The following is a 2278-nucleotide window of genomic DNA, read 5'->3' as shown; positions in this document are numbered from 1 at the left end:
GTGAAAAAGCCGGGCATGCCCGTATCGGCTTCGGTGAAGTGCAAGCGACGATTTTACCAGCTCACACGTCTCTGCCTGACCGGACAGATATTGGAGAATAAACACCATGAAACTCTACAGCTACTTCCGCTCATCGGCTGCCTATCGGGTAAGGATAGCCATGAACCTGAAAGAGCTTGATTATCAACAATCCGCTATCAACCTGTTAAAAGGTGAGCAGAGCCTGGAGGAATACAAAAAAATCAATCCCCTGGGACTGGTACCCGCATTAACCACCGATAAGGGTATGCTCACCCAGTCTCTGGCTATTATTGAATGGCTGGAAGCGTCATTTCCAGAACGTTCGATCATACCCGGAGACCCCTGGAAAAAAGCCCAGCTGCGCAGTCTCGCATACCAGATCAGCTGTGACATCCACCCGCTCAATAACCTCAGAGTGCTGAAATACCTGCAGCAGGAACTGGGGGTGAGTGACGATGCCAAAACACAGTGGTACAAACACTGGATTCACACCGGCTTTACCGCACTGGAAGCACAACTGGATGACCAGCCTTTCTGCTGCTCGAAACAGCCCTCTATAGCTGACATCTGCCTTGTACCGCAAGTATTTAATGCCCTGCGCTTCAAGATAGAAATGTCAGACTTCCCAAAAGTCCATACAATCTACCAGCACTGCAATACGCAGCCTGCGTTTATTGCAGCGGCACCGGAAAACCAGCCGGATGCCGTGTAACAGATTATTGTCAACCACAAACAGCCGCCGGAGTTGACCCACCGGCGAAACTCTATAACTCACCCAAGAAAGCGCAACAGTATACGAGTCACCAACTCTGGCTTCTGGGCATGAACCCAGTGACCTGCCCCCGGTATCACCCGCACGGAGGCTGATGGAAACAGGGCAAGCACCCGCTCACGATGGGCCGGCAAAATATAGTCCGACTCGCCACCCTTGATAAACAGGGTATCATTGGCAAAACCCGTATCAGAGTGCTGCCCGGCCAGGATCTCCATGTAATGCGTCATGATCGCAGGCAGGTTCACCCGCCAGCGAAAGTGACCCTGCCCGTCACGGTAAAGATTTTTCAGCAGGAACTGACGCACACCGGGGTCTGGCTCACAGGCTTGCAGAAAACGGTCCGCTTCGATACGGCTTTTCAGCGTATTCAAAGGCATAGACGACAGCCCTTCAAGAATACGATCGTGTCGCCTTTCCTGATAAGCTACCGGGGCAATATCGATCACCGCCAGCCTGGTAACGCGCTGTGGCACCATCAGGGCAAGGGTCATCGCCACCTTGCCGCCCATGGAATGGCCAACCAAATGCACTGTCTCAAGCTTATTGTCATCCATATATGCCAGAACATCTCTAGCCATGACCGAATAATTCATCGTCTCATCATGGGGTGAGCGTCCATGATTGCGAAGATCCAGCCCATGAACCCGGAATGACTCCGCAAGACCACGGTTGATCATTCCCAGGTTTTCCTGAGAGCCAAACAGACCATGCAAACTGATCACATCAGCCCCCTGCCCCTGCTGTCTTGCGTACAATTTCATCGCTTCAGTGCTTCTCTAAAGGTTGCTGACAAACGGTAATTACTGATCAGGAATTCTACCTAAACGACAGTACAACGGCTTCTGTATTTGGTACAAAGATCATAAATTGAGCTTTGCCAGAAAAACCAGCGGCTTATTTATGATGATCGACAACGCTGCATCTGTTCCGGTAAGCAACCTAACTCCAAAACAGGAAAAATGAAGCCATCATGAGTGATCAACACTTCAATCTGGATCAATATCTGGAAGAACTGAAGCCACTGATTAACGTCGATTGTGGTACATGGACCCCCGCAGGTGTCGGCAAGGTTGCTGATATCATGACCGAAAAATACCAGGGCATCGGCTGGCAGGTTAGCCGTCATACCTTTGATGAAAAAGTAGGCCCCGGCCTGCTGGCCACCAACAAGCCGGAAGCCGAAGCATACGACATCATGCTGATCGGACATCTGGACACCGTTTTTCCGGAAGGCACAGTGGCCGAATGGTCCCTGACCCATGATGGTGAAAAAGCCTATGGTCCGGGGGTTGCTGATATGAAATCCGGCCAGCTTAATATGTTCAAGGCCATCAGCCAGCTGCCAGAAGACGTCGCTGATCGTCTGAGCATCTGTATCTGTATGAATCCGGATGAAGAGATCGGCTCCATCTATTCCGGCGACTGGCTCAAGGGCATTGGTTGGCCATTCCATGGGCGGCAAGGTGGCGATGACCCTTGCCC

The 2278-nt window shown here is 51.4% G+C and carries 3 protein-coding genes; 2 read left to right on the top strand and 1 reads right to left on the bottom strand.

Translation table 11 applies throughout. From position 1 onward, the window contains the following. Window positions 1–106 precede the first annotated feature (106 nt). Window positions 107–733 carry a maleylacetoacetate isomerase gene (maiA, locus tag KDK14_RS09840; RefSeq protein ID WP_257264926.1) on the top strand — a complete coding sequence of 209 codons (627 nt, stop codon included), beginning with the start codon at window positions 107–109 and terminating at the stop codon, window positions 731–733. 59 nt (window positions 734–792) lie between these two features. Here the strand turns inward: maiA and KDK14_RS09835 are convergent, their stop codons facing one another. Beyond that, on the bottom strand, window positions 793–1557 hold the full coding sequence (locus KDK14_RS09835) for an alpha/beta fold hydrolase (RefSeq protein WP_257264925.1): 765 nt from the start codon (window positions 1555–1557) through the stop codon (window positions 793–795). Between the two features lie 209 nt (window positions 1558–1766). Between KDK14_RS09835 and KDK14_RS09830 the strand changes: the two genes are divergently transcribed. Continuing rightward, window positions 1767–2278: M20/M25/M40 family metallo-hydrolase (locus tag KDK14_RS09830; RefSeq protein ID WP_257264924.1), on the top strand; the 512-nt coding region annotated here is incomplete at its 3' end.

Source organism: Endozoicomonas sp. ONNA2 (assembly GCF_024606365.1).
GTDB lineage: Bacteria > Pseudomonadota > Gammaproteobacteria > Pseudomonadales > Endozoicomonadaceae > Endozoicomonas.
Note: the sequence above shows the minus strand (reverse complement) of the source record. Positions and strands in the feature narration are given on the sequence as shown.